The following is a 25,568-nucleotide window of genomic DNA, read 5'->3' as shown; positions in this document are numbered from 1 at the left end:
CCGCGAGAGCACGATTCCTAGCGATCCCTAAACAACCCGAGCTTGACGCCATCGGTCAAGGGATATTTAGTGATCGCTATGGAACCAGAAACCCCATCGCGCGGCGGGCGTCCGCGCAGCTTCGATCGCGACGGCGCGCTCGACATCGCCATGCGGCTATTCTGGCGGCATGGCTATGAGGGCGTCTCGATCGGCGAGTTGACGCGCGCGCTCGACATCGCCCCGCCCAGCCTCTACGCCGCCTTCGGCAGCAAGGCCGCGCTCTATGAGGCGGCGCTGCGGCGCTACGAGACCCTTGCCCCGGTCGAACTGCCGCGGCCCGGCGACGCGGCGACGCTCGAGGACGCGGTCCGGGAGATGCTGGAGGCGAGCGTGCGCGCCGTCACCGATCCCGCCGGCGAGCTCGGCTGCATGATCTCGACCGGCATGATCTCGTCCCACGCCGAGCATGAGCGCCTTGGCCGCGCCGTCGCCGAACGGCGCGACCGCTATCGCGAGGCCATGGCGCATACGCTGGCGCGCTGGACCGGCGCGGCGGAGGCCGCCGCCCTCGCCCGCTATCTGACCGCCGTCATGCAGGGTCTTTCCGTGCAGGCGCGCGACGGCGCCGGCGCCGACGCGCTTTCTCTCATCGTCGACGAGGTGCTGGCGGGCCTGCGGGCGCGACGACAAAGGGCCGGATAGGTCTGGTCGCCATTGGAGCCCCCGACGGGTTGGCGCTACAACGGGCCGACCAACGAGGCGCCCGATTCCATGACGAAGTCCCCTGCCCGCATTCTTGAAAACCTTTCGGCCGAGCGGGTGCGTCTCGCCACCCTGTTCGACGGCGAGACCGATCTTTCCGGCGCCCGCTTCGTCGATTGCCGGTTCGTCGAATGCGACATCAAGGGGCTGAACCTCGCCGAGGCGGAGTTCGAGCGCTGCGATCTCTCCGGCTCGGATCTGCGCGGCGTCGAGGCGACGGGCTCGCAATGGCGCGAGGTGCGGGCGCCGAAAGCGATCCTCGCCGGCGCCGAGCTTTCGGACACCGGCTTCCGGAACTGCAATCTGAGCAATTCCGACTTCGTGCGGGCGCGGCTGACCAATGCCCGCTTCGAGGATTGCAAGCTGACCGGCGGCGATTTCCAGGGCGCCGCGACGATCGGCATTTCCTTCCTGCGCAGCCGCCTCAACGGCGCGATGCTGCGCAACATCGTGTTTCGCAAGGAGCGGATCGACGGGGTCGACTTCGCCGACGCCGACATCGGCGGCGCGGATTTTCGCGATTGCGTGTTCACCGACTCGTCGCTGCGTTCGGCAAGCCTCAGGGCGGCGAAGTTCGAGGGCGCGGACCTGCGCGGCTGCGATCTCGGCGCGATCACGCTCTCCGATGCCGGCCTCTTCCGCAAGGCGATCATCTCGAAGGCCCAGGCGGCCGAACTGCTCAAGGGAATCGGGCTGATCGTGCTTTGAAATGGCGCTTGCGCGCGACCTTGGGTTGCGCGAACCTCCGGAAGCTCGACGGCGTCAGGTCACATTGCGGGCCGGGCGCGGGGCCAACCAGGGGAAGTCCATGCGTACGCTTCTTGCCGTCCTCGCCCTCAGCGCCGGCCTCGCCGGCCTTTCCAGCCTTTCCGCCTGCACGACCAATCCGAACTCGCCCGCGATCAAGGCGATGGACGATCCGGTCAATGCCTGCGGCCCCGGCGGCACCAGCGGCGACTGCTCGAGCGGCCGCCGCTGATCCACCCTCCCCGGCGGCGGGCGGGCTTTCCCACCTGCCGGTCGGGAGGGCTTCGGCATCCACAGATTTCGGAAACGGCCCGGCTCCCGCAGCGGGAAGGGTAGCCTCGGTTGCGCGCCCGCCTATATCGCCAGGAGATCTCCTCGAAGGCCCCGCCGGACCGGCAACGACGGGGTCCATCGCCGCCATCCGGCACATACGGGTGAAACAAGCACATGCGCTCTTTTCTTATGGTTCTCGCGGTCCTCTCGGCCACCGTTGGCCTTCAGGGCTGCACGACGGATCCGAACTCCCCGGCCATCAAGGCCATGGAGCCGGTCAATGCCTGCGGGTCGGGCGGCACCTCCGACATCAACGCCTGCTCGCGCAGCCGCTGATCGGCCCGGCGTCCATCCCGCCCCATACCGGCGGTTGCGGCGCTCAACCGGCGGAATTCCTGCGTGCCGCGAGCGAATCCGGCGGATTCCGTCGCGTGCAATCCCCCATTTTCGCACGGGTGACGTTCATCACAGGCAGGCCGGCCGTTCTTGCTCTCGCCACGAAGTCCGGCCAGAATGCCGGCCGGACCTTGCTTCGGCCCTTGCCGAGGCACTCTCGATTCGTTCCTTGGAGGACATGATGAACCTGACGGTTTCCGGCTTCGCGGTGCGCAGCCTCACGCTCGCATCGGCGCTGATGCTGTCGACCGCCGCCTTCGCGGCTCCCGACGCCCAGAAAATCGCAGACGCCTTCGTCGCCGCCGCCCAGGCCCGCGGCGAGGCCAAGGTCACGTTCGACTCCGCCAAGGCGGACGGCGACAACGTCACGCTCAGCAACGTGAAGATGGTTTCCAAGCACGGCGGCGACGTGAGCATTCCCGCCGTCGTCATCGAAAGCCCGCTGGAGCGCACCAGCGGCGGCTTCACGGCAGCCAGCATCGCCTTCGACGGCGGCAAGGTCGTCGACGACGAGACGACGATCACCTGGCAGAAGGGCATCTTCAAGGACGCCATCGTCCCCGCCCCGACCGAGATCAACTCCAAGGCGAAGATCACGCCGTTCTCGAACATGGAAGTGACGGGGATCAGCGGCGGCGCGGCCGACGCGCCGGCTCCGGTCACCGTCGACGCCGTCAATGTCACGCTCGGCGACGTCATCGAAGGCGCGCCGAACGATGGCCAGCTGCGCATCAGCGGCGTCACCATCCCCGGCGAGGTCCTGAAGGCGGACGAGCAGACCAAGGATTGGGTCGAGCAGCTCGGCTATGACAAGCTGACCTTCGACGTCGGAATCGATGGCGCCTATGACAATTCCAAGCAGAGCTTCACCTTCCGCTCGATCAGCTTCGACGGCAAGGATGTCGGCAAGCTGGTGATCACCGGCACGTTCGGCGGCCTGCCGCGCGACAAGCTGCAGGATCCGGACAAGCTCTCGGAACTCGCCGCCACCGCCACGGTCGACAGCGCCAAGATCCGCTTCGACAATGCCGGCATCGTCGGCCGCATCATCGAGATGCAGGCGAAGGCGATGGGCGCCACCCCGGACCAGTTCGTCGAGCAGATCTCCGGCGCGCTGCCGCTGCTGCTCTCGGTCGTCGGCAACCAGGGCTTCCAGGATCGCATCGCCACCGCGGCGACCGCCTTCCTGAAAGACCCGAAGTCGCTGACCATCACCGCCGCGCCCGGCAATCCGGTCTCGATCATGCAGATCTTCGGCGCCGCCTCGGCCGCGCCGCAGACACTGCCGGACGTGCTGGCCGTCGACATCCAGGCGAACCAGTAAGCGCCGCGGACACAGGCGCCAGGAACGGACGTGCCAGGCGCGCCGAATGAATTCCCGGGCGGTGCAGACCGCCCGGTTTTTTCTATCCCGGATCGGGACATCTTGAATGTCACGGTCGATCGCGGCTCGCCGAGCCGCCCGGTCGTCCCGCCATGGAGTTACCTATGAGCCGTTCGTCGCTACGCGTCCGACTTCTCGCCGCCGGTGTCAGCGCCTTCGCCATGACGGCGTCGCTGCCCGCCCTTGCCGAGGAGCCGATCGAGACGGCGATCCGCAACTGGGTTTCGACGCTCGACGCCTCGCCCAACTGGGTCGCGGGCTTCTCCGAGCTTTCCTATGACGAAGGCCGGCGCACCGCGACGCTGCGCAACCTTACCATCCGCAGCGAGACGCTGGCGACCAAGCTCGAGATCAGCTTCGGCACCATCGCCATCACCAATTATGCCGAGGCAGCCGATGGCGGCTTCAAGGCGAGCGAGATCACGGCCGACAGCGGCAAGCTCGTGGTGGGCGAATTCGGCAGCTCGACGCTTTCGGATATTCGCGTCGACAACCTGTCGGTGCCGAGCTTCGTCAACTACGTGTTCGACCAGAACCGCATCTTCACCTCGCTCGCCAAGGGCTGGGGCATCATCGCCAAGGCTTCCGTCGACAGCATCCGCGTCGGCCGCATCCAGGCGACGGAGACCTCGGAAGGCCAGACCTCGGCCGCCAGCTTCGGCAGTTACGAACTGAAGGGCATGGCGAACGGCGTCATCGACCAGGTAACGATGGGGCCGATCTCGCAGGAGATGCCCTCGCCCGACGGACTGATCAAGTTCACGATCGACAAGATCGAGGCGCGCAAATACGACCTCGATGCCCTCTCCGCCGTGCTCGATCCCGACCGGTATGCCGGCGGCGTCGGCGATGGCAAGTGGCGCACCGCGCTTGGGCTCGAGGTCTACCGCAACTTCTCGATCGAGATGCCGGGCGCCTCGGTGCGCATGGGCTCGTTCGAAATGGAGAACCTGCGGCTGCGCCAGCCAAAGAAGAGCTTCACCGACTTCCTCGATACGTTCCTTTCCAAGCCCGACCTCCCCGATAACGAAGCGGCGCGGCTGGTGCGCGACAACTTTGCCGGCCTGCTCAGCTTCGCCGGGGTCGGTTCCCTGCGCCTCAGCGACCTCGACGTCACCGCCCCGGAAGTCGAGCGCTTCCATCTCGGCGATTTCCATTTCAACGACTTTTCCAGCGACGGCATCGGCGAGATCGGCGTGCACGACCTCGACGTCGCCATCCAGGACAAGGGTACGCTCGGCGCCGAGCGACTGGCGGTCGGCGGCTTCAAGTTCCCGTCGCCGGAACTGCTGGTCTCGTCGATGTATGCCAGCGAGAGCGGCATCGACTTCGATCCGATGCCGCTTATCCCGACCATGGGCTTCGCCGAAGCGGTCGGCGTCGACGTCACCCAGGGCGGCAAGAAGCTCGGCGCCGTCGATCGCGCCCGCATCGACCTCGGCGACTATATCGGCCCGGTCCCGACCAGCATCGCCAGCGACGTGCGCGGCCTCGACCTCGACCTGTCGCAGATCGACGACCGTCGCGCCCGCGAGATGATCAAGGGCCTCGGCTATGACCGGCTGGTCGCCGACTATGGCTTCCGCCTGTCGTGGCGCGAGGCCGACGAGGCGGTGATCCTCGACGGCTTCAAGCTGGCCATCAAGGACCTGGCGACGATGAATGCCGACGCGACGCTGACGGGGCTGACGCGCCAGGCCATCCAGGATCCCAAGCAGCTGGAAGGCGCGCTGTCGTCGCTGCTTTTCACGCGCGGCAAACTGTCGGTCGAGGACAAGTCGATCGTCGAGCGCGCCGTCGGGATGCAGGCGAAGAAGATGAACGTCGAGCCGGACAAGTTCCGCCAGCAGATCGCCGGCGCCCTGCCGCTGTTCCTGATGGTGCTGAAGAATCCGGGCTTCCAGGCGAAGCTGGCCCCGGCCTTGCAGGCCTTCATCAAGGCCCCGGGCACGATGACGATCACCGCCGCGCCGGCGACGCCGGTGCCGCTGTTGAAGCTGATCGAGACGGCCGACAGCGCGCCGCAGAAGCTGCCCGACCTGCTGCAGGTCGAGATCAAGACCACCAACCCGTAACAAAAAAGGCCGGATCCAGGATCCGGCCTTTTTCTTGGAATGCGCGCGGGATCGACGATCAGGCCGCGATGGAACGGGCCGTCTCCGACGCCTTGGCCTCGGCGGCCGCGACGGCGCTCGCCGCCTGCTCCGGACCGAAGGCGACGCCCTCGACGGTGATCTCCTCGACATCCTTCAGGCCGATGAAGGCGAGGATGAAACGCAGATAGGGCAGCTGGAAATCGGCCGGCTTCATCGGGCCTTCCGAATAGATGCCGCCCTTCGACTCGACCAGAACGACGCGCTTGCCGGTGACGAGACCGACCGGGGCGTTGTCGACATAGGCGAAGGTGCGGCCGGCGCGCGCGACATAATCGAGCCAGGTCTTCAGCGTCGAGGTGATGGTGAAATTGATCATCGCCGAGGCGATGACGATGATGTCGGCGGCGAAGAGCTCGTCAATCAGCGTGTCGGAAAGCGCGGCGATCGCCTTCTGCTCCTCGCTGCGCGCCTCGGCCGGCGTGAACACGGCGCCGAGATAGGCTTCGTCGACATGCGGCAGCGGATCCCGCGCCAGGTCACGGCGGACGACGGTTGCGTTCGGATTGTGGGCGACGAGGTCGGCCAGCACGCGCTCGGCCACCTTGCTCGAATGCGACGCGCCGCCACGCGGGCTCGACGTCACGAAAAGGATGTTGGTCATCGGTCTTCCCTTCACTATGTTACGGAAACCGGCCGAAACCCAGGGGGGAGCTGCGCCGATACCGTTTAGTAACATTAGCAAATGTTACTATCGGGTAACATCGAGTCAATGGGATGGATGTGAAAAGCGCTGAACAGTCTGTTCACAGCGGCGCGGCTGCGAAGCCGCAGCCGCCGCGCGAGCGCATTCTCGTGGCGGCGCGGGAACTGTTCGGGCGGCACGGCGTCCATGGCGTCGGCGTCGAGACGATCGCCGAGGCAGCCGGCACCAACAAGATGACGCTTTACCGACATTTCGAATCGAAGGACCTGCTGGTGGCCGAGTACCTGCGCGGCCTCGCCGCCGAGGGCGCCGCCATCTGGTGCGAGATCGAAACGGAGCATCCGGGCCAGCCGCTGGCCCAGATCGATGCCTGGCTGACGCGGATCGCCAACCATGTCGAGCACGGCAACGAGGCGGGTTGCGCGCTGGCGAAGGCGGCGGTGCAGATCACCGATCCGGACCATCCCGGCCGCGAGGTGCTGGATGCCAATACGCGCCAGCACCGGGACAATCTGATCCGGCTCTGCCGCGCCTCCGACCTCGCCGAGCCGGAATTGCTGGCCGATCAATTGTTCCTGCTGATCGAAGGATCGCGCGTCACCTGGCAGCATGTCGGCGACGGCCGCCCCGGCGCGGACCTCCCGACGCTGGCGGCCGGCATCATCGCCTCGCACCGGCGCTAGGGTCTCCTCCTTCACCTCTCCCAGAGGGAGAGGTCGACGGCCGCAGGACGGCGGGTGATGGGTTTAGGCCTCACCCGAGAGATCGCAGCCCCTCACCCGGAGCTTCGCTCCGACCTCTCCCGATGGGAGAGGTGAAGGGTAAGCCTCATCCCTCCAGCGCCAACGCTCCATCCTCCAACCGATAGACCCGATCGACCGCACCCTGCGGCAGGGCGGCGTGCGTGGCGAGCACCAGCGTGCGACCCGTGGTGACGGCGAGCAGGTTGGCCAGGAACGCCGCCTCGGTCGGCCGGTCGAGTCCTGCCGTCGGCTCGTCGAGCAGCAGCACCCTCGCCGGCGACAGCAGCGTGCGCGCCAGGCAGAGCCTCCGCGCCTGTCCGGCCGAAAGCGTCTCGCCGGATTCGCCGAGCCAGGTGTCGAGCCCCTGCGGCAGGCCGCGCACGAAGCCGTCGAGCCGGGCCTTTTCCAGCACGGCGAGAAGCGCCGCATCGTCGGCCGCCGGGTCGGCGATCCTCAGATTGTCGCGGATCGTACCGATGAACACGGGCGCATCCTGCGAAAGCAGCGCGACATGGGCATGGAGATCCGCCTGCCGGACTTCGCGGATACCGACACCGCCGATGCGGATCTCGCCGGCATCGACGTCGACGAGGCGGAGCAGCAGACCGAGCAGCGTCGACTTGCCCGAGCCGCTCTCGCCGACGATGGCGACGCGCTCGCCCGGATGCAGGGTCAGGTCGAGGCCGGAAAGGACCTGCTGGTCGCGGCCATAGGTGAAGCCGACCTTGGAGAAGACGATATCGCCCGTCTCGGGCAGCGCGACCGGTCGGGGAGGATCGATGACAGACGGACGCATGTCGACCAGCGACTGGACGCGCTTCGCCGCCGCGCTGGCCGCGCCAAGCCGGCCGGCACCGCGCAGGATCGGCCCCGAAACCTCGAAAATCGCCATGACGGCAAGCAGCGCGCCAACGAGGACAGGCCCCGAAACGCGGCCCGCTTCCAGCACGGAAAGGCCGACATAGAGCGTGGCGACCGCGGTGGCGCCCGTGCCGAGCACGACGAAGGCAGGCCCGAAGGCGATGCGCCGGCCCTGGCGCAGCCGCGCCGTCCGCACGGCCGCAGCCGCCTCGTCGACCGAGCGGCGGGCGCCGTCGACGGCGCCGAGCGCGACCAGATCCGCGTGGCCGTCGATGCCGTCAAGCACGGCACTGCGCAGGTCGGCCGCGGTGCGTACCGTGGCGGCGCCGCTGCGGCGGCCGGCGAGCACGATCAGCCCGGGCAGAAGCAGCGTCGTCAGGCCGAAGCCGATGAGCGCTACCGGCAGGCTGTCCGGCAGCACGATCCACAGGAACAGGCCGAGCCCGAGGGCGCCGAAAATCGCGGTCGCGACCGGGGCCACGACCTGCAGGAACATCATGTCGAGGGTCTCGACATCCGCCGTCAGCCGGGCGACGAAATCCCCGGTCCGGTGCGCCGCTGCCCGCAGCGGCACCAGAGGGATCAGCCGCGAAAAGATCCGGACACGAATATCGGACAGGATCTTGAAGGTGGTGGCATGGCCGGCGAGCCGCTCGCCATAGCGCGAGACGATGCGCAGGAACGAGAAGCCGCGCACCATGGCCGAGGGGCCGAAGAGGTTGAAGGTCAGCGCCGAGGTGGCGAGCGCAGCCCCGGTCAGGAACCAGCCGGAGACGCCGAACAGGGTGACGCCGGCGGCGAGCGTCAGGCAGGCAAGCAGAAGCGCCAGCAGAAGCCCGCCGGACCGCTTGGCGTAGAGGCTGAACAGAAGCCGCATCATGCCACTCCCAGCATGGACGCCGAGGCGGGCGCCCCGGCGCGGCTGACGATCCGCCTGCGGTCGTCGATCTCGCAGATCCGGTCCATCAACGCCGCGACGGCGGTCGAATGGGTGGCGATCAGCAGGGTGCGGCCGGCGGCGAAATCGAGCACCGCGCGCATGACGCGGGCCTCGGTCTCGCGATCGAGATGGGCGGTCGGCTCGTCGAGCAGCACCAGCGCCGGATCGCGCAGGAAGATGCGGGCGAGCGCTACGCGCTGCGCCTCGCCGCCCGACAGGCCCCTGCCCCGTTCGCCGACCGGGGTATCTAGCCCTTCCGGCAGCCTGTCGGCGAAATCGAGCACGCAGGCGCGCTCGGCCGCCGCGCGGACCTCGGCGTCGCTGGCGTCGGCGCGGCCGAGCCGGATATTGCTCGCAATGGTGCCATGGAACAGGCGCGAGCGCTGGCCGAGCACCGCGACATGGCGGCGAAGCGCCGCCTCGTCGATGTCGGCAAGCGACACGCCGCCGAGCTCGACGCGGCCCTGATGGGCGCGCAGACGGGCCAGCACCTCGATCAGCGTCGATTTGCCGATGCCGCTCGGGCCGAGCAGCGCGACCGTCTCGCCCGGCGCGATATCGAGCGACGCGTCGGCGAGGATCGCGCCGCGATCCGCCGCCGCGACGGTCAGGTGGCGCACCGTCACGCCGACGGCGCCGCGCGGGCTCCAGTCAACGCCCGGAATTGCCGCGGCCTCATCGACGGCCGGCAATGTCTCGAACACCGCCGAGAGGTTCGTCACCGCCGCCTTGGCCGAGGCGCGATCGTGATAATGGGCCGCGAGCGTGCGCAGCGGCATGTACACTTCGGGCGCCATCAGCAGGCAGAACAGGCCGGCCTGCAGGCCGAGCTCCGCGCCGCGCAGATCGAGCAGGCCGATATAGGTGAGCCCGACATAGAGCGCGACGCCGGCGACACCCAGCGCGGCAAAGAACTCGAGCACGGCCGAGGAAAGGAAGGCGATCCTGAGCACGGCGAGAGTGCGCGTCGCGAATTCATCGCTGGCGCTGCGGACGCGGACGATCTCGTCCTCGGCCCGACCGAACAGCTTCAGCACCAGTAGGCCGCGCAGCCGGTCGGCGAACATGCCGGAAAGCCGCGACAAAGCCGTCAGATGCTGGCGGCTCGCCGCCTCCGCGCCCCATCCGGCAAGCGCCATGAACAGCGGGATGAGCGGCGCCGTGACGAAGAGAAGCAGGCCAACCGCGAGATCGACCGGCATCAGCCCGACGGCAAAGGCGACCGGCACCACGGCGGCGGCGACCATCGCCGGCACGAAGCGGGAGAAATAGCCATCAAGCGCCTCGACCTGGTCGAGGATCTGGCTCGCCAGTTCGCCGGAGGCGCGCTGGCGCATCCAGTCCGGCCCGCGCCGCATCAGCGCCGCGAACAGGTCCTTCCGAATCGCCTGCTTGATGTCCTCGGCGGCGCGTATGCCAGCCGCTTCGCCGGCCCAGCCCAGCACCGCCCGCAGTGCAACCAGACCGAGCAGGCCCAGCATCGCCGTTGCCTGCGCCGCACTCGCAACATGGTCGACGATGGCCCGATGCAGGATGGTGGCGAGAAGATAGGCCTGCGCGACGGTGAGGCAGGCGCTGACGAGCGGCACCAGGATCGCCAGCCCCATGGCGCGACGACCGACCCGGCCGCGCGCTTTCAGCCACTTCATCACGGTCGGATCAGAACGGACAGACTTCGCGCCTGCTGCGGATTCGGAGGTGTTCATGCACCAAGCTTACAGTGTTCAGGATCATCCGGGCGCTGCCTGTGCCAATCCACCGCACGCGGCAGCTCGCTGCATTGATTTCGCTCAATGTTGCGTGCCTTATGAGCCGGTAGCTGTGAAATCCTGGCGACTCAAAAGGTATAGGCCATGATTGATATCGATATTGTTACTCTGTCGCGGCTGCAGTTCGCTGCCACCGCGATGTATCATTTCCTCTTCGTGCCCCTGACGCTCGGGCTCTCCTTCCTGATGGCGATCATGGAGAGCGTCTATGTTATGACCGGGCGCGAGATCTGGCGCCGCATGACGCTTTTCTGGGGCACCTGCTTCGGTATCAATTTCGCCATGGGCGTCGCTACCGGTGTCGTCATGGAGTTCCAGTTCGGCATGAACTGGTCCTATTACAGCCACTACGTCGGCGACATCTTCGGCGCCCCGCTCGCCATCGAAGGTCTGATGGCCTTCTTCCTGGAAGCGACTTTCATCGGCCTGTTCTTCTTTGGCTGGGACCGCCTGTCGAAGGTGGGGCACCTCATCGTCACCTGGCTGGTCGCCTTCGGCGCCAATTTCTCGGCGCTGTGGATCCTGATCGCCAATGGCTGGATGCAGCATCCGGTCGGTTCGGTCTTCAACCCTGACACGATGCGCATGGAAGTCACCGACTTCATGGCGGTTGTGTTCAACCCGGTCGCCCAGGCCAAGTTCGTCCACACCGTCAGCGCGGGCTACGTCACCGGCGCGATGTTCGTGATGGCGGTCAGCTCCTGGTACCTGCTGCGCGGCCGTCACCAGGAATTCGCCAAGCGTTCGATGGCGGTCGCCGCCAGCTTCGGCCTCGCCGCGGCCCTTTCCGTCGTCGTCCTCGGTGACGAGAGCGGCTACGTCGCGACGGAAAACCAGAAGATGAAGATCGCCGGCATGGAATCCATGTGGCACACCGAGCCGGCCCCGGCCGCGATCAACGTCATCGCCTTCCCCAATATGGAGAAGCAGGAAAACACCTTCGCGATCAGCATTCCCTACGTGCTCGGCCTGATCGGCACGCGCTCGCTGACCACGGAGCTGCCCGGCATCGTCAACCTCGTCGATACCGCGCATGACAAGATCCGCGACGGCATCGAGGCCTACAAGGCGCTGCAGAAGATCCGCGCCAATCCGAACGACACCGCCGCCCGGGCCGAGTTCGACGGCAAGTGGCAGAACCTCGGCTATGGCCTGCTGGTGAAGCAGTTCCGTCCCGACGTCGAGAACGCCACGGAAGAAGACATCACCAAGGCCGCCAATTCGACCATCCCGAACGTGCCGGTGCTGTTCTGGAGCTTCCGCGTGATGGTCGGCCTCGGCTTCTACTTCATCGCCTTCTTCGCAGCCGCCTTCTGGGTCGCCTCGCGGCACAAGCTCGGCGAGCAGCGCTGGACGCTGTGGCTGGCCCTCTTCAGCCTGCCGCTGCCCTGGCTCGCGATCGAGTGCGGCTGGTTGCTGGCCGAGTATGGCCGCCAGCCCTGGGCGATTGAAGGCGTGCTGCCGACCTTCTACGCGGCTTCCGGCCTGACCCTTTGGGATCTCGCCCTCAGCCTCGCGATCTTCCTGATCCTCTACAGCATCCTCGCCGTGATCGAGGTCATCCTGATGGTCAAGACGATCAAGAAGGGTCCGCTGGAATACAACCCCTTCCAGTCCGCCGGCGCCGAAGCGTTGCCGACGGCGGCAACCGCCGCCCCCAAGCTTTGATCCGCGAGGTTCGCCATGCACGACATCGTACCAATCGACTATGAATACCTTCGCCTGATCTGGTGGCTGCTGCTCGGCGTGCTGCTGATCGGCTTCGCGGTGATGGACGGCTTCGATCTCGGGGTCGGCGCCCTGCTCCCCTTCGTCGCCAAGACGGACGAGGAACGGCGCATCGTGATCAACGTCGTCGGCCCGGTCTGGGAAGGTAACCAGGTCTGGCTCATCCTGGGCGGCGGCGCCGTGTTCGCCGCCTTCCCGCTCCTCTATGCCGTCTCCTTCTCCGGGCTATACCTCGCGATGATGGTGATCCTGATCGCCCTCATCCTGCGGCCGGTCGGCTTCAAGTACCGCAGCAAGATCGGCGATCCGGGCTGGCGCTCGAAGTGGGACATGGTGCTGTGCTTCGCCGGCATCGTTCCCGCCCTGATCCTGGGCGTCGCCGTCGGCAACGTCCTGCTCGGCCTGCCCTTCGAGTTCGACGACACGATGCGGGTGTTCTATCGCGGCAACTTCTTCCAGCTGCTGACGCCATTCGCCCTCCTCGCCGGTCTCGTCAGCCTCTCCATGCTGGTCATGCATGGCGCGGCGCTGCTGACCTGGAAGACGTCCGGCCCGATCGCCGACCGGGCCCGCACCTTCGGCCGCTTCGCCGCGCTGGCCGCCATCGTGCTGTTCGCGCTGGCCGGCGTCTGGGTCACCTACGGCATTGGCGGGCATGTCCTGACCAGCGTCGTCGACCCCAACGGTCCGTCCAACCCGCTCGGCAAGACGGCGTCCGTCGTCACCGGCGGCTGGCTCGCCAACTACACGACCTATTCGTGGATGATCCTGGCGCCGATCCTCGGTTTCGTCGGCACGGCGCTCGCCTGGGTCGGCTTCACCGCCCGCAAGCCGGCCATCACCTTCATCACCTCGGCCATCGGCATCCTCGGCATCATCGCAACGGCCGGCGTCTCGCTGTTCCCGTTCCTGCTGCCGTCCTCGATCAGCCCGAATGCCGGCCTGACGATCTGGGATGCGTCTTCCTCGAAGCTGACGCTCTGGATCATGCTGCTGGTGACCTGCTTCTTCATGCCGATCATCCTCGCCTATACGGCCTGGGTGTACCGGGTGATGCGCGGCAAGGTCACGGGCGACAGCATGGCCAAGAACCCCAACGCCTACTGATCGGAGAAACGAGCAATGTGGTACTTCTCCTGGATCCTCGGCCTCAGCCTGGCCTGCGCCTTCGGCATCCTGAACGCCATGTGGTACGAGCTGCGTGACGATCGGCTGAAGGGACGCGTGGCGATCACGCCGCCGGAAGACTAGGCGGCGGAACCGGCGCGCCCGTCGCGCGCCGGCACATGAATGCAGAACGACCGCCCGACGGAACCGTCCGGGCGGTCGTTTCGTTTTGCAGGGTGCCTCCGTCCAGCGCGTCAGCCGCCGCGTCCCTCCGCATGGACCGCGATGCCCTCGGCGGCGAGTTCCCGAGCGAAATCGCCGAGGGCCCAGAGTTCCTCAATGTGATGGACGCCCGCGCGGGGAGCCTCCCGCAGGAGAAGCGCGACCCTGGCGGCGATCAGCGCGGTGATTTCGGCCTCGGCCCGGCCCTCCAGAGCCAGCCGGCGCCGCCGCCCGCCCTTTCCCACGGCCTCGACCGCCAGCGCCGTGCGATCGGAGCCGAGCCGGAAGCGGGCCATGCTCCAGCGCAGGAGCCGGCGGAACCAGTCGCGCCGCGCCAGCCCCGACAAGAGGCGCAGCGAGCTCGCGCCGATCAGCGGCGAGGCAAAGCCTAGCCGTGTGGTCACGCTCGGCCACCCATGCCGGCGCATCAGGACATGCTGATCGGCGAAGGCGAAGGGGATGGTGGGAACGGCCCGGCCGGGGACGCCGAAATCGAGCGGCACGATCTCTCCCGGCCCGAGCGGCTGCAGATTGTCCAGCGTCCAGTCCACGGCGGCGGCGCCGTGCGCGTCGCCGAGACCGAGCAGCACGCCGATCGTGACGCCCACGGGCCGATCCAGATCCGCAACAACCTCGCGCGCCATCAGGTTGGTCAGACCCGGCGCGAGGCCGACGGAGAGCACGGCGCTGCCGCCGCTCCGGCGCGCCAGCCCGTCCAGCGCCTCGACACGCGCCAGCACGGCGTCGGTCGCGGAGATGTCGATATAGGCGAGCCCACGCCCCAGCACCGTAGCGGGAAAATCGGCGGTCGCGAGGTCGATGCAGACGACGACCGTGCCGATCCCGTCGAGCGCCGCGTCCCAGCCGGCCGGATCGGCCATGTCGATGACGGCTCCTTCGCAGCCGAGTGCGGCTGCAGTCGATCGCGCCCGTGCGCCGTCCCGGCCGGCGATCCGCACGCCCGCGGCGCCCGCCCGGACCAGCCGCGCGGCGATCCTCTGCCCGACATGGCCATAGCCGCCGACGATCAAATATCCCGCCATCGCTTGTTCCCTGCTGCCTCCGGGCCGATATCACGCCCGATGACGCCGCAAGGACCATACCGAATCGTGACTATCCAAACGGAAAGCCCGCCGAGCGACGATGCGCCAAAGGCCTGTCGCCCCGCCGACTGTCTGGCCGAGGACTGGCTGAGCTTTCTCGGGCATCGATGGAACGCGCTGGCGCTCTGGCAGCTGACGGCGCGGCCTCTGCGCTTCACGGAGCTGCAGGCCGCGCTGCCCGGCATCACGCCCAAGGTCCTGACCGAGCGGGTGGCCGGACTTGTGGCGCGCGGGCTCGTGCTCCGGTCGGAGAGCAACCATTACCCGCGCGAGGTGAGCTACAGCCTCAGTCCGCGCGGACGCGCGCTCGGCCGGATCCTGCTCGATCTCTACGACTGGGCCGAAGCGGACGCCGCCGCCCGCTAGTCGAAAAAGCCGAGGCGCTTCAGCAGGAGCAGCGTGCAGACGGAGGCGAGGCCGCCGATCAGCGTGGCGCTGATCCAGCCATGCGCGCCCTCGAGAAAGGGCAAGCCGCCGGTATTCATGCCGAAGAAGCCGGTGACGAGCGTCGGCGGCATCAGCAGCGCCGTCATGATCGACAGGAAATAGAGGTGGCGGTTGCTGATCGTGGCGAGCTTCGCGGCGATCTCGTCCTGCAGGAAGCGCGCCCGGTCCTGCACCTCCTGCACCTCCTGATCGAGCGTTTCGATCCGACGCAGCAACCTTTCCGCCGCCGCGCGCGAAGCGACATGGCTGTCGTCGGCATGCTCGTCCTCGGCGAATTCGCGCAGGATGCTGCGCAGGCCGGAAAGCTGGCGGTGCAGTTTCACGGCTGTGCGGCGCAGGGGCCCGAGCCGGCGCGACTCGTCGTGCAGGCTTTCGTCGAGCACCCGATCCTCGATCGAATCCGCCTCGGCGCGCGACGCCCGCAACGTCTCGGCGACGGCGCGAAGCACCTGGTCGATCATCATCTCGAACAGGGCGACGGGCCCGCCGACGACCTGCCCGCCATCGACCTTCTTGCGGGTCAGGGCGGCGGCGCGCACAGGATGGCGGCGGCCGGAAACGAGATAGCCGGGGCCGAAAGCAAAGCGCATCGGCACCGTGCGGTCGCTGTCTTCGTCGGGATCCTGCAGCGTGTCGGAGAAGCGGCCCCAGACCGACTGGGTGTCGTATTCGAGCGCCGGGTAATCGTCGGCGCTGAGCAACAGGCGGCGCGCATCCTGCCCGAGCCAGCCGACGCAGTTGACCCAGTCGCGCGCAAGCCTGTTGACGAAGTCGAGATGGACCCAGAGGAACCCTTCGCCCGGCGCCGTCGGCACGATCGTATCGTCGAGCGGAACCGGGCGCGCGCGCCCCTCGCCATCGAACCGATAGGCCCAGATCACGCCGGAGGCGGGTCGCGCCATCCGCTCAGCCGGCAATGGATTTTCTGCGTGGCTCATCGATCGTGGGCAACTCGAAATCGTTCAGGCGCGGTGCCTGCCGCATCACTGCGACGACAGTCATGACAGAACGATGACAGTCCTGCGGGGCGTCATGACGCAGCGGCGGGAAGCAACCGGATTTTCATTGTCGACAGACCGCCAGCCAGCCATGATCGCCCCTGCCCCTCCGGCACCTGACCGACTGGAACCTGGCGGAACCGCACATGCAGAACGACCCGCGATCGCACGGCCTCTGGGAACGCACGGCGCCCGCCGCTCCGGCCACCTCGCCGCTTCATCGCGATATCAAGGCCGACGTGGTGATCGTCGGCGGCGGCTATACCGGCCTCTCGACGGCATTGCACGCGGCGCGCGACGGGCTCGACGTCGCGCTGCTCGAAGGGGTGGAGTTCGGCTTCGGCGGCTCGGGCCGCAATGTCGGCCTCGTCAATGCCGGCATGTGGGTGATGCCGGACGATCTGCCGGCCACGCTCGGCCGCGATCACGGCGACCGCCTGCTCGACCTGCTCGGCAACGCGCCGAAGCTCGTCTTCGAGATCATCCGCAGCTACGACATCGCCTGCGAGCTGGAAACGGCCGGAACGCTGCATTGCGCCGTCGGCGACAAGGGCCTCGCCGAAATCCGGCAGCGCGCGGCGCAATGGAGCGCGCGCGGCGCGGCCGTGCGCCTGCTCGATGCCGACGAGACAGCGGCGAAGCTCGGCAGCCGCGCCTATGCCGGCTCGCTGCTCGACCTTCGGGCCGGGACGGTGCAGCCGCTCGCCTATGCACGCGGCCTCGCCCATGCCGCGATCGGCGCCGGCGCGCGGCTGCACACGCGAAGCCCCGTCCGGCAGGCGGAAAGGGTCGCTTCCGGCTGGCGGGTGAAGACCGATCAAGGCAGCGTCACCGCGCCGTGGATCGTCGTCGCGACCGACGCCTATACCAACATGCCTTGGCCCGAGATCCGCAGCGAACAGGTTCACCTGCCCTATTTCAATTTCGCCACCGCGCCGCTCCGCGCGGAACTCCGCCGCTCGATCCTGCCCGAGCGGCAGGGCGCGTGGGACACCAAGGAGGTGCTGAGTTCATTCCGCTTCGACCGCGCCGGACGGCTGGTGTTCGGCAGCGTCGGAGCGCTGCGCGGCACGGGCGCCTCCGTCCACCGCGCCTGGGCCAAGCGGGCGCTCACAAGGATCTATCCGCAGATCGGCGACGTCGCCTTCGAGGCCGAGTGGTATGGCCAGATCGGCATGACCGACAACAGCCTGCCGCGCTTCCACAAGCTGGCGGAGAACGTCATCGCCTTCTCGGGCTATAATGGTCGTGGCATCGCGCCGGGAACGGTGTTCGGCCGCGTGCTGGCGGAGCACATCGCCGGCAGGATCGCCGAAGCCGACCTGCCGCTGCCGGTCACGCCTCCGGTCGAGGCGCGCTTGCGCCGGCTCAAGGAAGCCTATTACGAATTGGGCGCGCAGATCGCCCATCTCGCCGATGCCCGGCTCTGACCGCCGCGCGGACACCACGGAATTCGAGGAAACACCATGACGATCGCCATCAAGAACACCCTCGCGGCCGAGGTCGACGCCCTGCTCTCCGGCCTGGGCGTCACCGCGGCGCGCACCGGCGGCACGCTCGCCGTCCATTCGCCCATCACCGGCGAGGAACTGGCCCGCCTCGTCGAGACCGACGCCGCCGGCGCGAATGCAGCGATCGAAGCCGCGCACGCCGCCTTCCTGGCCTGGCGCAGCGTGCCGGCGCCGAAGCGAGGCGAGTTGGTGCGCCTGCTCGGCGAGGAACTGCGCGCCCACAAGGCCGCGCTCGGCCGCCTCGTCTCGATCGAAGCCGGCAAGATCGTCTCCGAAGGCCTCGGCGAAGTGCAGGAGATGATCGATATCTGCGATTTCGCCGTCGGCCTGTCGCGCCAGCTCTACGGCCTCACCATCGCCACCGAACGCGGCGACCACCGGATGATGGAAAGCTGGCACCCGCTCGGTGTCACCGGCGTGATCTCGGCCTTCAACTTCCCCGTCGCGGTCTGGTCGTGGAACGCGGCGCTGGCGCTCGTCTGCGGCAACAGTGTCGTCTGGAAGCCCTCCGAGAAGACGCCGCTGACAGCACTCGCGACCTCGGCCCTGTTCGAGCGCGCTCTGAAGCGCTTCGTCGCCGAAGGCGGCGCGGCGCCGGAGGGCCTCGCCGCGCTTCTGATCGGCGGACGCGAGATCGGCGAAGTGCTGGTCGATCACCCGCGCGTGCCGCTCGTCTCGGCCACCGGCTCGACCGCCATGGGCCGCATCGTCGGCCCTCGCCTCGCCGGCCGCTTCGCCCGCGGCATCCTCGAGCTCGGCGGCAACAACGCCGCCATCGTCTGCCCGTCCGCCGATCTCGACCTGACGCTGCGCGGCGTCGCCTTCGCCGCCATGGGCACGGCCGGACAGCGCTGCACCTCGCTGCGACGCCTGTTCGTGCATGACAGCATCTATGACAGCTTCGTGCCGCGCCTGAAGCAGGCCTATAGCTCGGTGACGATCGGCAATCCGCTGGAGACCGGCACGCTGGTCGGCCCGCTGATCGACGCCGCCGCCTACGAGGGCATGCAGACGGCGCTGGATGCGGCGAAGGCGGCGGGCGGCAGCATCACCGGCGGGGCCCGCGTCGACGCCGACAGGGCGGCGAACGCCTATTACGTCCGTCCCGCCATCGTCGAAATGCCGGAGCAGAGCGGCCCGGTCGCGCACGAGACCTTTGCGCCGATCCTCTACGTCATGCGCTATTCGGCCTTCGAGGACGTGCTGGAACTGCACAATGCCGTGCCGCAGGGCCTCTCCTCGTCGATCTTCACCAACGATCTGCGCGAGGCCGAGACCTTCCTGTCGGTGCGCGGTTCGGATTGCGGCATCGCCAACGTCAACATCGGCCCGTCGGGCGCCGAGATCGGCGGCGCGTTCGGCGGCGAGAAGGAAACCGGCGGCGGCCGCGAATCCGGCTCCGACGCCTGGAAGGCCTATATGCGCCGCGCCACCAACACCATCAATTACGGCAAGACGCTGCCGCTGGCGCAGGGCGTCAAGTTCGACGTCGCCTAGGACATCGCTGCAAAAGCAAGACCCCGGCCGGTGCGAACCGGCCAGGGTCTCGTCGTTTCGTCAACGATGGAAGAAAGGCGTCAGGCCTTGTCGATGGCGCTCTTCACGGCATCCTTGGCCTTGCCGACCGCCTGCTGGGCCTCGCCCTTCAATTCCTGAGCCTTGCCCTCGGCGCGCAGGCGATCATTGTCGGTCGCCTTGCCAATGCCCTGCTTGACGTTACCGACGGCTTCGTTGGCAAGGCCCTTGATCTTGTCGCTGGTGCTGCTCATCAAATCATCCTCATGATTGTCATTGCGGGAGGACAACCGCCGAACTGGCGGATGGTTCCGCTATGAAACCGGGAAGCCGTGACGGCGCGCCGCCCACGCCACGACCAGCGTCGGCAGCAAGGCGAGGATCATGGCCCACGGAAACGAGACCACGCCGAGGCTGTCGAGCAGCACGCCACCCGCGATGCCGCCGCATGCGATGGCGAGGTTCCAGACCGTGACGACCATCGCCTGCGCGACATCTGCCGCCTCCCTGGCGGTCTTGGCCGAGGCGGTCTGGAACAGCACCGGCGCACCGCCGAAGACGATCCCCCAGACCGCGACCGCGCCATAGACCACCGCGGTCGAATGGCTCCAGAACGCCAGCGCCAGCATCGAGGCGATGAAGGCGACGATGCTCGTCAGCACCACCTCGCGCAGCCAGCGATCGATCAGCACGCCAGCGATCCAGAGGCCGCCGACACCGCCAATGCCGAAAACCAGCAGGATGCCGTCGACGCGATCGAGCAGGCCGAGCGGCGCGAGGTAGGGCGCGATGTAGGTGTAGAGGATGTTGTGGGCGAGCACGAAGGCGAAGATGACGAACAGGATGGAGCGGATGCCCGGAATCCGCGCCACGGCGCTGAGCGACAGACGCTTGCCTTCCGGCTGCCCCGGGAAATCCGGCACCTTGGCGAGGACCAGGCCGATCAGCACCACCGTCAATCCGCTCATGATGCCGAAGGCGAACCGCCAGCCGACCAGGCCGCCGAGAAAGGTGCCGGCCGGAACGCCGACCGAGAAGGCGAGCGGCGCGCCGATGCCGCTGATCGCGATCGCCCGCCCCGCCAGATGCGATGGCACCATCCGCGCGGCATAGCTTGCGAGCAGCGCCCAGACCAGACCTGCGGAGACGCCGGCGAAAAAGCGCGCCGCCAGCGTCAGCCAGAAATAGCCGGACATGGCCGTCACCGTATTGGTCACGGCGAAGCCGCCGATCGCGAGAAGCAGCAGGCGGCGACGGCGCAGGCCCTGCGTCGCCGTGATCAGCGGGATCGCCGTCAGCAACGAGCCGAGCGCATAGACCGTGATCAACTGCCCGGCCATGCTCTCGGAAACGGCGAGGCTGGCGCTGATCCGCGGCAGCAGCCCGGCCGGCATCACCTCCGTCAGCATGGTGATGAAACCGGCCATGGCGAGCGCCAGCAGGCCGGCGAGCGGGAGCGGATCGGAACGGCTGGCGACATGGCCGTCCGGCGGCAAGTCGGTTGGCGTGATGGATGTCATGAACAAGGCCTCTGCCAGAGTTGGGACCGAAGCGGAGACGGCGACGCCAGGTAACGGCGCAGTCTCGAACTCCGGGGTTCGGACGGAAGCTAGAGGCTCGCCCCTGCCCGACAAACAGGCTATAGTTCACAACACTTCCGACAATAACGTCTCGCATCGAGGAGCGAATGGACAGTCTCGGAGCGCTCGGCGCCTTCGTTCAGGCCGCCGATTCCAACGGCTTCACGGAGGCCGGGCGCAGGCTCGGCGTATCGCCGTCCGCCGTCAGCAAGGCCGTCGGACGGCTGGAGGAGCGCCTCGGCGTCCGCCTCTTCCATCGCTCGACGCGGACGATCGCGCTGACCGCCGAGGGCTCACGCTTCCTCGAGCGCTGCCGACGCATCCTCTGCGAGGTCGAGGCGGCCGAGGCCGAACTGACGCAGACGCAGGCCGAGCCGCAAGGCAGGCTACGCGTCAGCCTGCCCTCGATGGGCATCCTGTTCATGCCGAAGTTCGCGGATTTCAAGCGCCGCTATCCGCTGATCGAGGTCGAACTCGATTTCAGCGACCGGCTCGTCGACGTGATCGACGAAGGTTTCGACGCCGTGATTCGGACGGGCGATCCGGCGGATTCGCGCCTGATGGTGCGGAAATTCGGCAGCTTCCGCCGGGTTCTGGTCGCCTCGCCGGCCTATCTGGAGCAGCATGGCCGACCGAGCCGGCCGGAGGATCTCGTCGATCACGCCTGCCTGATCTTCCGCTATGCGACGACCGGCAAGCTCGACCGCTGGCCGCTGCACCGCGATGGCGAGCTGCTCGCGATCGACCTGCCGACCACGGTGGTGATGAACACGCTGGAACCGCAGATCTGCCTTGCTGAGCACGGCCTCGGCATCGCCTGCATCCCCGACCTCGCGATCCACCGCCAGCTGCAGGCCGGCACGCTCGTGACCGTGCTCGACGACTGCATGCCGGTGACGACCGGGCTGAGCGTGCTCTGGCCCTCCAGCCGCCAGCTGTCGCCCAAGCTGCGCGTGTTCGTGGATTTCGCGGCGGAGTGCCTGCTAGAAGCCTGAGCGACGCCGCGCCCGCCCATTTCCGCCATCGATCCAGAGGCACGCCCCATGACGATCTTCTTCCTCCCCGGCGCCGGCGGCAGCGCCTCGTTCTGGCGCCCGGTGTCGGATCGGCTGGACCGCGACGAAGACAGGCATTTCTTCGCCTGGCCGGGCCTCGGCAACGAGCCGGCCGAGCCGGATGTGAACGGCATCGGCGATCTCGTCGGGCGCGTGGTCGACGCGCTCGAAGAGGCCTCCGGCCCTTCCGTGCTCGTCGCGCAATCCATGGGCGGCTATGTGGCGATGCAGGCGGCCCTCGCGGCGCCCGGGCGAGTCCGCAGTCTCGTCCTCGCCGTCACCTCGGCGGGCGTGCCGATGGATGAACTCGGCGCCAGCAACTGGCGCGAAAGCTATCGCTCAGGCTTCCCGCATGCGGCGCCATGGATCGGCGATCCGACGGAGGACCTGTCGACGAAGCTGCCGGAGGTAACGTCGCCCTGCCTGCTGCTCTGGGGCGATTCGGACCCGATCAGCCCGGTCGCCGTGGGCAAGAGCCTGCTCGGCCTGCTGCCGGATGCGCGCCTGCACGTCCTGGCCGGCGCCGACCACGACCTCGCCATCACCCACGCCGCCGAGGTCGCGGCCCTGATCCGCGCGCATCTCGCATAGCGCCAATCCATCCGTTCCGATGCGGCTTCCCGAGGGCGACATCCGCGCATGACGCGTCGGCGACCACCGACCGGAGCCCGGGGACGAGCAAGCCGGCTCAACTCTCCCGAGGGATTGCGAGCAATTCTCGCCGACGCGCGACGACGGAGCGGCTTGGGCGCGGACTGCGCTTTCACGATCGCTTATTTTGTTTGATGAGCAACGATATTCGTTCGCCCAGCCGGAAGGGATCTGGCCGAGAACGCTGCGGGTCCTGGAAGTGACCGGCTCAATTCTGAGCATTTGTGCAAATTGCGGGCGCACGATCAAGACCTCTTGACTGTTAGAGTACAAATGAAATGATTTCTTCTCTGCTATCGACTTGCGAAGACAAGCGCAGAGCAAAGGGGAACGATCATGACGCGAGACAAGAACCTCATTCTGGGTGGCCGCCTGAGCCGCCGTTCCTTCATGGGCGGCGCTGCCGCACTGACCCTGCCGCTGGCGATGCCGAGCCTGGCGCGCGCCCAGGCGGCGCCCTTCAAGCTCGGCGTGCTGCTGCCGTTCTCGGGCGGTCTCGAACTCTTCGCCCAGCAGGGCATCCAGGGCGTGAAGATGGCCGTGGACGAGGCGAACGCCGCCGGCGGCGTGCTCGGCCGCCAGATCGAGATCGTCCAGGCCGACGACAAGACCGATCCGCGCACGGCCGTCGAGCGCGCCACGCAGCTGATCCGCCGCGATGCGGTCAACGCGATCGTCGGGCCCGTCACCAGCGCCAACCGCGACGCGATCAAGTCGACGATCGAGCGCGGCAAGACCCCGCTGCTCTACGCCACCGACTATGAGGGCGGCGTCTGCAGTCCGTGGATGGCCTGCTACAGCGCCGTGCCGGCGCACTTCGTCGAGCCGCTGATCCCGTTCCTCGCCGGCCGCGGCGCCAAGAGCTTCTACCTGTTCGGCGCCGACTACACCTGGCCGCAGAAGATGAATACCGCGATCCGCACCAAGATCGAGGCCAGCGGCGGCAAGGTCGCGGGCGAGGAATACACGCCCTTCGGCATGAAGGATTTCGCCCCGACCTTGCGCAAGATCGAGGAATCCGGCGCTGATTTCGTCATCCTGACGCTGCCGGGCGCCGACGGCGTCACCTTCGTCAAGCAGTTCGCCGCCTCCGGCCTCAAGGGCAAGGTCGGCGTCTCCTTCCTCGGCTTCAACGAGAACTACCTGCCGGGCTTCAGCGGCGAGGAAGCCGAGGGCATCATCGCCCCGCTGCCGTTCATGCAGTCGCTCGACCGGCCAGAAACCAAGGAGTTCGTCGCCAAGCAGCAGAAGATGTTCGGCGACGACGTCGTCGTCACCTACTATGCCGACTCCCACTACGGACTGACGAAGTTCTACCTCGACGCGGTCCGCAAGGCCGACACGGACGACAAGGCCGCCATCATGGCCGCGCTGCCCAACCAGTCGATGATGTCCGGCAATGGCGAGGTGACGCTGCGGCCGTCCGACCGGCATGTCGACCTGAACATCCTGATCGCCTCGGTGAAGGGCGGAAAGCTCGGCATGGAGGAATATATCGGCAAGGTGATCGCACCCGACCAGTGCAGCCTTTGACGAGGTCTTCCGTGACCGTCGACTTCCTGAAAATTGACGGATTGCGCAAGAGCTTCGGCGGCATCCATGCCCTGCAAGGGGTGAGCTTCACGCTCGGGGCCGCCGGGATCAAGTGCATCGTCGGACCGAACGGTTGCGGAAAGAGCACCCTGTTCAACGTGCTCACGGGCGTCCTGACCCCGAGCGCCGGCACGGCGACGCTGGCCGGACGCCGCATCTCCGGGCTCGCCGCCCACAAGGTCAGCCGCATGGGCGTCGGGCGCAAGTTCCAGGTGCCCGGCGTCCTCGCCGACCTCTCCGTCATGGAGCACATGGAGATCGCGCTTGCCGCCCGCGCCACGGGCGGCAAGGTGTGGCGGACGCTACGCTGGCGCGGCAACCGGGCCGAGGCGATCGCCATGCTCGACGAGGCCGGTCTCGCCGACTATGGCGACAAGGTCGCCTCGCAGCTGCCGCACGGCATCAAGCAGCGCCTGGAGATCCTGATGCTGGTCGCGCGCGGCATGAAGCTGCTGCTGCTCGACGAGCCGACCGCCGGCATGACCGCCACCGAGACGCAGGCGACGATCGACCTGATCCGCCGGATCAACCAGACGACCGGCGCGGCGATCCTCGTCATCGAGCACGACATGACCTTCGTGCGCAGCCTCGCCTGCCCGCTGATCGTCATGATGCGCGGCGAGGTGCTGCGCGAGGGCAGCTATGACGAGGTCCGCGCCGACCCGCATGTGCGCGCCGCCTATCTCGGAGACCGCCATGCTTGAGATCAACGCGGTCCGCTCCGGCTATGCCCGCGGCGCCGACGTGCTGAAGGGCATCGACCTCACGGTCGCGCCCGGCGAGCGCCTCGCGATCATGGGGCGCAACGGCATGGGCAAGACCCTGCTGGCGAAGACCATCATCGGGCTGATCAAGCCCTCCGCCGGCGCGATCACGCTCGAAGGCAAGCCGATCGGCGGCCTGCCCGCCCACCGGATCAGCAACATGGGCGTCGCCTATGTGCCGCAGGGGCGCGAGATCTTCGACGATTTCTCGATCCTCGAGAACCTGCGCATGGGCGTGATCGGCAAGCCCGGCCTCGGGCTGGAGCATCTCGACCAGATCTATGACTGGTTCCCGATCCTGCGCGAGCGCCACGCCCAGCGCGCCGGCACGCTCTCGGGCGGCCAGATGCAGCAGCTCGCCATCGCGCGCGCGCTCATCGGACGGCCGAAGCTGCTGCTGCTCGACGAGCCGTCCGAGGGCATCCAGCCCAACATCGTGCACGAGATCGCCGAGAAGCTCGCCGCGATCAGCGCCACCGAGGGGCTGACCGTCGTCGTCATCGAGCAGAATTTCGAGATGGTCGAGATCCTCGCCGAGCGCGTGGCCTTCCTCGAGAACGGCCTGATCACCGGCGAGAGCCCGACGGCGCGGCTGATCGCCGACCCTGAGCTCATCACGCAGAACATGGGACTTTGAA

The 25,568-nt window shown here is 67.7% G+C and carries 25 protein-coding genes; 17 read left to right on the top strand and 8 right to left on the bottom strand.

Annotation, left to right across the window (positions count from 1 at the left end; all coding sequences use genetic code 11):
- The first annotated feature begins 78 nt into the window (after positions 1–78).
- The 3 genes from WFK98_RS06290 to WFK98_RS06280 all read left to right on the top strand — a co-directional run bounded on the left by WFK98_RS06290 (position 79) and on the right by WFK98_RS06280 (position 1,723).
- Complete coding sequence (locus WFK98_RS06290) at positions 79–684, top strand: TetR/AcrR family transcriptional regulator (RefSeq protein WP_336799651.1); 606 nt, start codon at positions 79–81, stop codon at positions 682–684.
- A 69-nt stretch (positions 685–753) separates the two neighbouring features.
- Positions 754–1,452, top strand: coding sequence for a pentapeptide repeat-containing protein (locus tag WFK98_RS06285; protein ID WP_336799650.1), 699 nt, complete (start codon positions 754–756; stop codon positions 1,450–1,452).
- 100 nt (positions 1,453–1,552) lie between these two features.
- Entirely contained in the window at positions 1,553–1,723 is a 171-nt protein-coding gene (locus WFK98_RS06280; RefSeq protein WP_266339644.1) for a hypothetical protein, read from the top strand.
- 265 nt (positions 1,724–1,988) lie between these two features.
- On the opposite strand, the gene WFK98_RS06275 is transcribed toward WFK98_RS06280, so the two are convergent.
- Positions 1,989–2,201 carry a hypothetical protein gene (locus WFK98_RS06275; RefSeq protein WP_336799649.1) on the bottom strand — a complete coding sequence of 71 codons (213 nt, stop codon included), beginning with the start codon at positions 2,199–2,201 and terminating at the stop codon, positions 1,989–1,991.
- A gap of 140 nt (positions 2,202–2,341) precedes the next feature.
- Between WFK98_RS06275 and WFK98_RS06270 the strand changes: the two genes are divergently transcribed.
- Both WFK98_RS06270 and WFK98_RS06265 read left to right on the top strand, forming a co-directional pair.
- Positions 2,342–3,484 (top strand): hypothetical protein, encoded by a 1,143-nt coding sequence (locus WFK98_RS06270; protein WP_266339642.1) that lies wholly within the window; start codon positions 2,342–2,344, stop codon positions 3,482–3,484.
- Between the two features lie 164 nt (positions 3,485–3,648).
- A complete protein-coding gene (locus WFK98_RS06265) occupies positions 3,649–5,619 on the top strand; it encodes a hypothetical protein (protein ID WP_336799648.1) in 1,971 nt (656 codons plus the stop codon).
- A gap of 58 nt (positions 5,620–5,677) precedes the next feature.
- Here the strand turns inward: WFK98_RS06265 and WFK98_RS06260 are convergent, their stop codons facing one another.
- Positions 5,678–6,301 carry an FMN-dependent NADH-azoreductase gene (locus tag WFK98_RS06260; protein ID WP_266339640.1) on the bottom strand — a complete coding sequence of 208 codons (624 nt, stop codon included), beginning with the start codon at positions 6,299–6,301 and terminating at the stop codon, positions 5,678–5,680.
- Between the two features lie 113 nt (positions 6,302–6,414).
- Between WFK98_RS06260 and WFK98_RS06255 the strand changes: the two genes are divergently transcribed.
- Positions 6,415–7,026: a TetR/AcrR family transcriptional regulator gene (locus WFK98_RS06255; protein ID WP_266339639.1), complete on the top strand. Its 612-nt coding sequence runs from the start codon at positions 6,415–6,417 to the stop codon at positions 7,024–7,026.
- 145 nt (positions 7,027–7,171) lie between these two features.
- Here the strand turns inward: WFK98_RS06255 and cydC are convergent, their stop codons facing one another.
- Positions 7,172–8,827 (bottom strand): thiol reductant ABC exporter subunit CydC, encoded by a 1,656-nt coding sequence (gene cydC, locus WFK98_RS06250; RefSeq protein WP_336799647.1) that lies wholly within the window; start codon positions 8,825–8,827, stop codon positions 7,172–7,174.
- Complete coding sequence (cydD, locus tag WFK98_RS06245; protein WP_336799646.1) at positions 8,824–10,536, bottom strand: thiol reductant ABC exporter subunit CydD; 1,713 nt, start codon at positions 10,534–10,536, stop codon at positions 8,824–8,826. The genes cydC and cydD overlap by 4 nt, the downstream gene beginning before the upstream one ends.
- Positions 10,537–10,743: 207 nt before the next feature.
- On the opposite strand from cydD, the gene WFK98_RS06240 reads away from it, so the two are divergent.
- From WFK98_RS06240 to cydX, 3 genes are read left to right on the top strand one after another with little or no spacing between them, the layout of a single operon-like run.
- Positions 10,744–12,324, top strand: coding sequence for a cytochrome ubiquinol oxidase subunit I (locus tag WFK98_RS06240; RefSeq protein WP_266339691.1), 1,581 nt, complete (start codon positions 10,744–10,746; stop codon positions 12,322–12,324).
- 15 nt (positions 12,325–12,339) lie between these two features.
- Positions 12,340–13,491, top strand: a complete 1,152-nt coding sequence (cydB, locus tag WFK98_RS06235; protein ID WP_266339636.1) for a cytochrome d ubiquinol oxidase subunit II — start codon at positions 12,340–12,342, stop codon at positions 13,489–13,491.
- 15 nt (positions 13,492–13,506) lie between these two features.
- Positions 13,507–13,635: a cytochrome bd-I oxidase subunit CydX gene (gene cydX / locus WFK98_RS06230; protein ID WP_266339635.1), complete on the top strand. Its 129-nt coding sequence runs from the start codon at positions 13,507–13,509 to the stop codon at positions 13,633–13,635.
- A gap of 110 nt (positions 13,636–13,745) precedes the next feature.
- Here the strand turns inward: cydX and WFK98_RS06225 are convergent, their stop codons facing one another.
- On the bottom strand, positions 13,746–14,756 hold the full coding sequence (locus WFK98_RS06225; protein WP_336799645.1) for a hypothetical protein: 1,011 nt from the start codon (positions 14,754–14,756) through the stop codon (positions 13,746–13,748).
- A 66-nt stretch (positions 14,757–14,822) separates the two neighbouring features.
- Here WFK98_RS06225 and WFK98_RS06220 point away from each other — a divergent pair, with 66 nt between their 5' ends.
- Positions 14,823–15,182, top strand: a complete 360-nt coding sequence (locus tag WFK98_RS06220) for a winged helix-turn-helix transcriptional regulator (RefSeq protein ID WP_336799644.1) — start codon at positions 14,823–14,825, stop codon at positions 15,180–15,182.
- Here the strand turns inward: WFK98_RS06220 and WFK98_RS06215 are convergent.
- A complete protein-coding gene (locus WFK98_RS06215; protein WP_336799643.1) occupies positions 15,179–16,165 on the bottom strand; it encodes a CorA family divalent cation transporter in 987 nt (328 codons plus the stop codon). The two genes, WFK98_RS06220 and WFK98_RS06215, sit on opposite strands and share 4 nt — an antisense overlap.
- Before the next feature lie 242 nt (positions 16,166–16,407).
- On the opposite strand from WFK98_RS06215, the gene WFK98_RS06210 reads away from it, so the two are divergent.
- Both WFK98_RS06210 and amaB read left to right on the top strand, forming a co-directional pair.
- Positions 16,408–17,691 carry an NAD(P)/FAD-dependent oxidoreductase gene (locus WFK98_RS06210; RefSeq protein WP_266339631.1) on the top strand — a complete coding sequence of 428 codons (1,284 nt, stop codon included), beginning with the start codon at positions 16,408–16,410 and terminating at the stop codon, positions 17,689–17,691.
- 36 nt (positions 17,692–17,727) lie between these two features.
- Positions 17,728–19,269: an L-piperidine-6-carboxylate dehydrogenase gene (gene amaB / locus WFK98_RS06205; RefSeq protein WP_336799642.1), complete on the top strand. Its 1,542-nt coding sequence runs from the start codon at positions 17,728–17,730 to the stop codon at positions 19,267–19,269.
- Positions 19,270–19,349: 80 nt separating this feature from the next.
- Here the strand turns inward: amaB and WFK98_RS06200 are convergent, their stop codons facing one another.
- Both WFK98_RS06200 and WFK98_RS06195 read right to left on the bottom strand, forming a co-directional pair.
- Positions 19,350–19,541 carry a CsbD family protein gene (locus tag WFK98_RS06200; protein WP_266339629.1) on the bottom strand — a complete coding sequence of 64 codons (192 nt, stop codon included), beginning with the start codon at positions 19,539–19,541 and terminating at the stop codon, positions 19,350–19,352.
- Between the two features lie 60 nt (positions 19,542–19,601).
- Positions 19,602–20,807, bottom strand: a complete 1,206-nt coding sequence (locus WFK98_RS06195; protein WP_336799641.1) for an MFS transporter — start codon at positions 20,805–20,807, stop codon at positions 19,602–19,604.
- A gap of 167 nt (positions 20,808–20,974) precedes the next feature.
- On the opposite strand from WFK98_RS06195, the gene WFK98_RS06190 reads away from it, so the two are divergent.
- The 5 genes from WFK98_RS06190 to WFK98_RS06170 all read left to right on the top strand — a co-directional run bounded on the left by WFK98_RS06190 (position 20,975) and on the right by WFK98_RS06170 (position 25,567).
- The gene (locus WFK98_RS06190) at positions 20,975–21,862 is read left to right on the top strand and encodes a LysR family transcriptional regulator (protein ID WP_336799640.1); all 888 of its coding nucleotides are present in this window, start codon (positions 20,975–20,977) and stop codon (positions 21,860–21,862) included.
- A 48-nt stretch (positions 21,863–21,910) separates the two neighbouring features.
- Positions 21,911–22,513, top strand: coding sequence for an alpha/beta fold hydrolase (locus WFK98_RS06185; protein WP_336799639.1), 603 nt, complete (start codon positions 21,911–21,913; stop codon positions 22,511–22,513).
- 396 nt (positions 22,514–22,909) lie between these two features.
- The gene (locus WFK98_RS06180) at positions 22,910–24,106 is read left to right on the top strand and encodes a substrate-binding protein (RefSeq protein WP_266339625.1); all 1,197 of its coding nucleotides are present in this window, start codon (positions 22,910–22,912) and stop codon (positions 24,104–24,106) included.
- A gap of 11 nt (positions 24,107–24,117) precedes the next feature.
- Complete coding sequence (locus WFK98_RS06175; RefSeq protein WP_336799638.1) at positions 24,118–24,870, top strand: ABC transporter ATP-binding protein; 753 nt, start codon at positions 24,118–24,120, stop codon at positions 24,868–24,870.
- A complete protein-coding gene (locus WFK98_RS06170; protein WP_336799637.1) occupies positions 24,863–25,567 on the top strand; it encodes an ABC transporter ATP-binding protein in 705 nt (234 codons plus the stop codon). The genes WFK98_RS06175 and WFK98_RS06170 overlap by 8 nt, the downstream gene beginning before the upstream one ends.
- Position 25,568: the final 1 nt, after the last annotated feature.

The organism is Kaistia sp. MMO-174, assembly GCF_037147815.1.
GTDB lineage: Bacteria > Pseudomonadota > Alphaproteobacteria > Rhizobiales > Kaistiaceae > Kaistia > Kaistia nematophila.
Note: the sequence above shows the minus strand (reverse complement) of the source record. Positions and strands in the feature narration are given on the sequence as shown.

Bases quoted from the DNA above. Each gene is read 5' to 3' on its own strand.
- cydB (WP_266339636.1), top strand. From the start codon at position 12,340: ATGCACGACATCGTACCAATCGACTATGAATACCTTCGCCTGATCTGG.
- WFK98_RS06265 (WP_336799648.1), top strand. From the start codon at position 3,649: ATGAGCCGTTCGTCGCTACGCGTCCGACTTCTCGCCGCCGGTGTCAGC.
- cydX (WP_266339635.1), top strand. From the start codon at position 13,507: ATGTGGTACTTCTCCTGGATCCTCGGCCTCAGCCTGGCCTGCGCCTTC.
- WFK98_RS06285 (WP_336799650.1), top strand. From the start codon at position 754: ATGACGAAGTCCCCTGCCCGCATTCTTGAAAACCTTTCGGCCGAGCGG.
- cydC (WP_336799647.1), bottom strand. From the start codon at position 8,827: ATGATGCGGCTTCTGTTCAGCCTCTACGCCAAGCGGTCCGGCGGGCTT.
- WFK98_RS06185 (WP_336799639.1), top strand. From the start codon at position 21,911: ATGACGATCTTCTTCCTCCCCGGCGCCGGCGGCAGCGCCTCGTTCTGG.
- WFK98_RS06225 (WP_336799645.1), bottom strand. From the start codon at position 14,756: ATGGCGGGATATTTGATCGTCGGCGGCTATGGCCATGTCGGGCAGAGG.
- WFK98_RS06170 (WP_336799637.1), top strand. From the start codon at position 24,863: ATGCTTGAGATCAACGCGGTCCGCTCCGGCTATGCCCGCGGCGCCGAC.
- WFK98_RS06290 (WP_336799651.1), top strand. From the start codon at position 79: ATGGAACCAGAAACCCCATCGCGCGGCGGGCGTCCGCGCAGCTTCGAT.
- amaB (WP_336799642.1), top strand. From the start codon at position 17,728: ATGACGATCGCCATCAAGAACACCCTCGCGGCCGAGGTCGACGCCCTG.
- WFK98_RS06255 (WP_266339639.1), top strand. From the start codon at position 6,415: ATGGATGTGAAAAGCGCTGAACAGTCTGTTCACAGCGGCGCGGCTGCG.
- WFK98_RS06180 (WP_266339625.1), top strand. From the start codon at position 22,910: ATGACGCGAGACAAGAACCTCATTCTGGGTGGCCGCCTGAGCCGCCGT.
- WFK98_RS06190 (WP_336799640.1), top strand. From the start codon at position 20,975: ATGGACAGTCTCGGAGCGCTCGGCGCCTTCGTTCAGGCCGCCGATTCC.
- cydD (WP_336799646.1), bottom strand. From the start codon at position 10,536: ATGAAGTGGCTGAAAGCGCGCGGCCGGGTCGGTCGTCGCGCCATGGGG.
- WFK98_RS06200 (WP_266339629.1), bottom strand. From the start codon at position 19,541: ATGAGCAGCACCAGCGACAAGATCAAGGGCCTTGCCAACGAAGCCGTC.
- WFK98_RS06280 (WP_266339644.1), top strand. From the start codon at position 1,553: ATGCGTACGCTTCTTGCCGTCCTCGCCCTCAGCGCCGGCCTCGCCGGC.
- WFK98_RS06270 (WP_266339642.1), top strand. From the start codon at position 2,342: ATGAACCTGACGGTTTCCGGCTTCGCGGTGCGCAGCCTCACGCTCGCA.
- WFK98_RS06260 (WP_266339640.1), bottom strand. From the start codon at position 6,301: ATGACCAACATCCTTTTCGTGACGTCGAGCCCGCGTGGCGGCGCGTCG.
- WFK98_RS06195 (WP_336799641.1), bottom strand. From the start codon at position 20,807: ATGACATCCATCACGCCAACCGACTTGCCGCCGGACGGCCATGTCGCC.
- WFK98_RS06215 (WP_336799643.1), bottom strand. From the start codon at position 16,165: ATGGCGCGACCCGCCTCCGGCGTGATCTGGGCCTATCGGTTCGATGGC.
- WFK98_RS06210 (WP_266339631.1), top strand. From the start codon at position 16,408: ATGCAGAACGACCCGCGATCGCACGGCCTCTGGGAACGCACGGCGCCC.